The following is a 5,456-nucleotide window of genomic DNA, read 5'->3' on the forward strand; positions in this document are numbered from 1 at the left end:
CGCGCCGTTCGGCCCGCAGGTAGACCCCGGCCTTGCCGACCAGGTCGACCAGTTCACCCGGCAGCTCGGTTGGCGGGCGCAGTTGCCCCATCACCGACAGGTACTGGGTCACCAGCGTGCCCGGCAGCAGCGTCCCCTCCAGGTCGAACACCGCCAGCACGTCGGTGCCCGACTCCAGCCGCCGGGCCCGCGACCGGGACGACCGCCTGGCGGCCGAGGCCCGGGCGTGCGCCTTGGCCAGCGCCGTCATGGCCGGCAGGTGGACGCGCTGCCAGTAGTGGGTCCAGTCGATGTCGCGCACGTCGAAGGTCTGGTCGACCGGCGTCTGTTCGGGCAGCAGCGCAGCCAGCGCGCGGGTCTGCTGGTCGTCGAAGAGCATCTCGGTGCGGGTGTAGCTCTGGTACAGGTCGACGTAGGTGCGCAGGCTGTCCAGGCCCTTCTCCACCTTCGACAACGAGGACGTCCACTCGCGGGTCCGGGACGTGGACGGCAGCGCGGCGCTGATCCGGGACCCTACCGAGGACAGCCGCTCCTTGAGCCGCAGCGAGCGCTCGGCCGCGTTGTTCGCCGGGAACCTCCAGACCGGCGCGACGATCGGCCGGCCCTTGTCGTCCTCCAGCGGATGGGCCAGGAAGTACTCTCGCACCTCGGTGTACATCCGGTGGAACGGCAGCGGGTTCGACGCCCCCGAGCACACCTGGTAGTACCCGAGCTCGGAGGGGGCGCCCTGGTGGCCGAGCCGGACGAGCGCCAGCACCACGTTCACCACGTAGTCGACCGGGATCACGTCGAGCACCGAGTCGGGCAGCCCCGGGAACTCGGGCAGCGCCCCCTTGCCGTAGGCCATGATCAGCGGATCGGCCACCTTGAACCCGTCGATCCAGCCCGGGAACGGGTGGCGCAGCGAGGACTCGATGATCGAGGGTCGCACGATCGACAGCGGCCCACCCCGGCCGGCCCACTCCTGCTCGGCAACCCGCTCCCCGAGCGCCTTGGTGAAGGTGTAGACATCGGTCCAGCCCACCGACCGGGCCCGCGTCCGACCCAACTCGACCAGCCGGTTGTTGACCCAGGTCAGCCGCGCCTCCTCGGACGCCCGGGCCACCGACTTCGGTCCCTCCTTGCCGTGGTTGCGGGTCGCCTCATCGATGAAGGCCTGCAGCTGTTCTGGGGTGCGGGAGGCCGCCTCCGCCTCGCCGCGGGCGGCCTCGGCGGCCGCGATCTCGGCGCGCCAATCGACCTCGTGGTCGACCGATGCCTCGGGACGCAGTCCCTTGGCGATGCCGCCCACGTAGCAGGTCGAGATGTGGATCACGTGCGGTTCCAGACCGGAGGCCCGCAGCGCGGCGTACAGCGCGCGCGGTCCACCGACGTTGTTCGCGAACGCCTCGTCCATCGGGGCATCGAACGACACCGTCGAGGCGGAGTGCACCACGATGTCGACCGGTTCGTCGATGCGCTCGATGGTGGCCAGGTCGGCCTCCAGGGCCGTCGTCCGCTCGGCGAAGATGCGCCGCGCCTCGTCCTCCCCCACGGCGGCGAGCCAGGTCTGGAAGACCGGCTTGCGCAGCAACCGGTCGAGCCGCTCCCGGGCCGACTGGGCGCCCCTGGCACGCACGACGGCCACTATGTGGACGTCGGTCGTCGACAGAAGTCGTTCGAGCACGGCCTGGCCCAGGAACCCGGTGACGCCGGTGAGCAGCACGCGCTGCGGGGTTGACACGAAATGACTCCGTTCCGGGTGCGAGTACGGACGCTTTCGTAGGGGCAGCGTACTGTCTCACAGTGGGCGCGTCAGGTAGCGTGCTCATCCAGCGGATGGCCCGCAGCATCGCGGGGACGTTCCGCAGCGTCGTCTTTCCGTCAGAAGTGGTTGAGGACCCGGCGAAGGAGCAAGCCTCGTGGAGCAGGTCAAGCGCATGAAGTGGTGGGGTTGGGGCGAGGAGGGCGTCTTCTTCAACTACCAGGACAAACCCGCCTTCGCCCCGTTCGTGAAGAAGCACCTCGGGCTCGATCTGCGGCCTCGCCAGGTAGACACGATCCGCTTCGACGCCGCCACGGTGCCCGATTCCACGTTGCCCGAACCGCTGCGGGCCGACCTGGTCGGGGCCACCGCGTCCGACCGGGTGCGGGTGGACGCCCACGAGCGGGTGGTGCACGGGCACGGCTCGTCGGTGACCGAACTGCTGCACGTGTCGCGGTTCGACTACGGCCGGCTGCCCGAGGTGGTCGTCTACCCCGCCTCGGAGACCGAGGTAACCGAAGTACTGGCAGCGTGCCTCGCCGCGGATGCCGTGGTCGTGCCGTTCGGCGGGGGCACGAACATCTCCCGGTCGCTGCAGCTCGATCCGGCCGAGCGGCGTCCGATCGTGTCGCTCGACCTGGGGCTGCTCTCCGGCGTGCTGGAGCTCGACGAGGACTCGGGGCTGGCGCGGGTGGGGGCCGGCACCCTGGGCCCCGAGCTGGAGGAGGCGCTCAACGCGCGCGGCTGGACGCTGGGCCACTTCCCCGACTCGTTCACCCACTCCACCGTCGGCGGCTGGGCGGCCACCCGGTCCTCTGGGATGCAGTCGGACAAGTACGGCGACATCGCCGACATCGTGCGCGGCATGACGGTGGTGCGCCCGGGTGGGATCGTCCGGCTGCGCCCGGTGCCGTCGGAGTCGACCGGGCCCTCGCTGCGGGAGATGTTCATCGGCTCGGAGGGCCGGCTGGGGATCATCACCGACCTGTGGCTGCAGGTGCACCGGCTGCCCGCCGAACGGGTCGTCGTCGCCTACATGTACCCCCAGTGGTCGGCCGCGGTGGCGGCGATCCACGCGATCAAGGACGCCGAGGTGCCCACCACCTTCGTGCGCATCTCGGACGCCAACGAGACCGCATTCTCACTGTCGACGCAGAAGAAGGCGACCTCGCCGAAGAAGAAGCTCGCCCGGCTCGCCCAGTCGGGACTGTGGGCGCTGATGCGGCGGCGAGGGTGGGACACCGACGCGATGTGCATCAGCTATGTCTGCTTCGAGGGTTCGAAGGCCGACGTCGCCGAGCGGCGCCGCCGGGTGGTGAAGATCGCCAAGGAGCACGGCGCGCTGGTACTCGGTACCGGGCCGGGCGCGCTGTACGACCAGAAGAAGTTCGACACCCCCTACCTGCGCGATTTCCTGCTCGAGCAGGACGTGCTGGGTGACGTCTCCGAGACGGCCGCCCCCTGGTCGAAGCTGAACGGGGTGCACGACGCGGTCTACGCGGCGGCCCGCCGGGCGTTTGACGAGCTCGGCAAGCAGGGGTTCGTCATGTGCCACCTGTCGCACAACTACCACGCCGGGGCGTGCCTGTACTTCACGTTCGCCTTCCAGGCCGGCCAGGACGCCGACCGGGAGTACGCGACGGTCAAGACCGCGATCCAGCAGGCGTTCGTGGACGCCGGCGCGACCCTGTCGCACCACCACGGGGTCGGCATGGAGCACGCCCCGTGGATGGCACAGGTGGTGTCGACCGAAGGGGTTTCGGTGCTGCGGACGCTGTTCGAGGCGACTGACCCCGGCAACAACCTCAACCCGGGCAAGATCATCGATCCGCCCTTGTCGTTGTACGACCACCTGGAGCGCTGAGCGTCACCAGCAGCTTGCCGGGGCCGACGCCTGACCGGAGTCTCAGCGTTCGACAACAGTCCCGCGGGATGCGTCGGCGTCCTCTAGCCTGACAGCTGTTCTCGTCGACCAAAGCCCACCCCGACGGAGGTCATCGTGATCCTCAAGAGGATTCAGGATGGAATGGTGAACGTCACCTTCATCCTGCCTGCGAATATCGGCTGCGCACCGGTTAGCGTGGTGGGTAGCTTCAACGACTGGCAGCCGTATCGGCACCCGATGATCCGGCGTCCCGACGGGACCATCAGCACCACCGTGGTGAGCCCGCCCGGGACCACCCTGCACTTCCGGTACCTCGGCACCGACGGCACCTGGTTCGATGACATGGACGCCGACCAGGTGACCGAGCACGGCAGCATCGTCCACACCTGAGAGAAAGGACCCACACCATGGCGGAGCTCGAGATGCGCAAGAACGCCGGGGCATTCCGCTACGAGGCGTGGGAGGACGACGAGATGGTCAGCCAGATCGACTACTTCCTCGACGGCCAGGTGCTCACCATCACCCACACCGGCACCCCGCCGCGGCACCGCCACCGTGGCCTGGCCAGCCGGTTGACCACGTTCGCTCTGGACGACATCCGGGCGTCCGGGCTGCGGGTGGTGCCGCTGTGCCCGTTCACCGCCTCCTACATCGCCGACCACCCCGAGTACTCCGGCCTGGTCTCGCGGAGCTGAGCCATGCGGATCGTCTGCGCCCCGGATTCATTCAAGGGGTCCATGACGGCCCCGCAGGCGGCGGCCGCGATGGCCCTGGGTGTGCGTGCGGTACACCCGGACGCCGAGGTGCTCGAGCTGCCGATCGCCGACGGTGGCGAGGGCTTCACCGACGCGGTCGCGGCGGCGCTGAACGCGCGGCAGGTTCCGGCCGAGGTGGCCGACCAGCGCGGCACCCGGCACATCACCAGCTTCGCGATCGCCACCGACCAGGCGTCCGGCCAGCCCTTCGCAGTGCTCGACGTGGCCGCCACCAGCGGGCTGGAGCGGCTCCCGGTCGCCGAGCGGAACCCGCTCGACTACGACTCCCGGGGGCTCGGCGAGCTGATGCTGGCCGCCCTCGACGCCGGGGCGACCCGGCTGGTGGTGGGCATTGGTGGCAGCAGCACCAACGAGGGCGGGGCCGGCATGCTGGCCGCCCTTGGCGTCCGGTTCCTCGACTCCGACGGCACCGAACTGCCGCCCACACCGGCGGGACTGCGCACGCTGGCCCGGGTGGACGCGTCCGGCCTGGACGCACGCCTGGCCGCGGTGGAGGTGGAGGTCGCCTGCGATGTGACCAACCCGCTGCTCGGGCCGACCGGCGCGTCCGCCGTCTACGGGCCGCAGAAGGGCGCCACACCCGAAATGGTCACCGAACTGGACGCGATTCTCGCCCGTCTGGTGCGCTGCTGCGGCGCGGACGCCGCCCGGGTGGCCGAGCTGCCCGGTTCGGGCGCGGCCGGCGGTCTGGGCTGGGCACTGCAGTACTTCCTGGGGGCCAGGCTGCGCCCCGGGCTCGAACTGGTGGCCGAGCTGGTCGGCCTGGACGCCCACCTGGCGGACGCCGACCTGCTGCTCACCGGCGAGGGCTCGGTCGACCAGCAGACCCCGCACGGCAAGGCCATAATGCGGATCTGCCAGCACGCCGAGCAGGCCGGCGTCCCGGTGATGGTCTTCGGCGGCCGCGTCGATCTCGAGCCGGGACGCTTGCCCGGCCGGGTGGTCGAGCTGGTGGCGATCACCCCGCCCGGCACCCCGCTCGACCAGGCGCTGCGTGACGGCGCGCAGAACCTGCGATCTGCCGTCGCGACCGCGCTGCGCGGCTGGGCTC

5 protein-coding genes are annotated in these 5,456 nt (G+C 70.4%); 4 read left to right on the plus strand and 1 reads right to left on the minus strand.

All coding sequences use genetic code 11. From position 1 onward, the window contains the following. On the minus strand, nt 1-1,723 hold a 1,723-nt coding region (locus tag WBL05_RS02755), incomplete at its 3' end, for an SDR family oxidoreductase (RefSeq protein ID WP_424223593.1). Between the two features lie 178 nt (nt 1,724-1,901). Here WBL05_RS02755 and WBL05_RS02760 point away from each other — a divergent pair. From WBL05_RS02760 to WBL05_RS02775, 4 genes are all read left to right on the plus strand, one after another. Further along, on the plus strand, nt 1,902-3,608 hold the full coding sequence (locus WBL05_RS02760; RefSeq protein WP_424223594.1) for an FAD-binding oxidoreductase: 1,707 nt from the start codon (nt 1,902-1,904) through the stop codon (nt 3,606-3,608). A 162-nt stretch (nt 3,609-3,770) separates the two neighbouring features. Continuing rightward, nucleotides 3,771-4,019 carry an isoamylase early set domain-containing protein gene (locus tag WBL05_RS02765; RefSeq protein WP_424223599.1) on the plus strand — a complete coding sequence of 83 codons (249 nt, stop codon included), beginning with the start codon at nt 3,771-3,773 and terminating at the stop codon, nt 4,017-4,019. Nucleotides 4,020-4,036: 17 nt separating this feature from the next. Next, nucleotides 4,037-4,324 (plus strand): GNAT family N-acetyltransferase, encoded by a 288-nt coding sequence (locus WBL05_RS02770; RefSeq protein ID WP_424223596.1) that lies wholly within the window; start codon nt 4,037-4,039, stop codon nt 4,322-4,324. 42 nt (nt 4,325-4,366) lie between these two features. Beyond that, a partial coding sequence (locus tag WBL05_RS02775) for a glycerate kinase (RefSeq protein ID WP_424223597.1) occupies nt 4,367-5,456 on the plus strand: 1,090 nt, incomplete at its 3' end.

Origin of the sequence: Brooklawnia sp. (genome assembly GCF_049651565.1) — a bacterium.
Classification (GTDB): Bacteria; Actinomycetota; Actinomycetes; order Propionibacteriales; family Propionibacteriaceae; genus Brooklawnia.

What these genes read in the sequence shown, in the direction of transcription:
- WBL05_RS02765 (WP_424223599.1), top strand. Translation starts at nt 3,771, where the DNA reads ATGGTGAACGTCACCTTCATCCTGCCTGCGAATATCGGCTGCGCACCG.
- WBL05_RS02770 (WP_424223596.1), top strand. Translation starts at nt 4,037, where the DNA reads ATGGCGGAGCTCGAGATGCGCAAGAACGCCGGGGCATTCCGCTACGAG.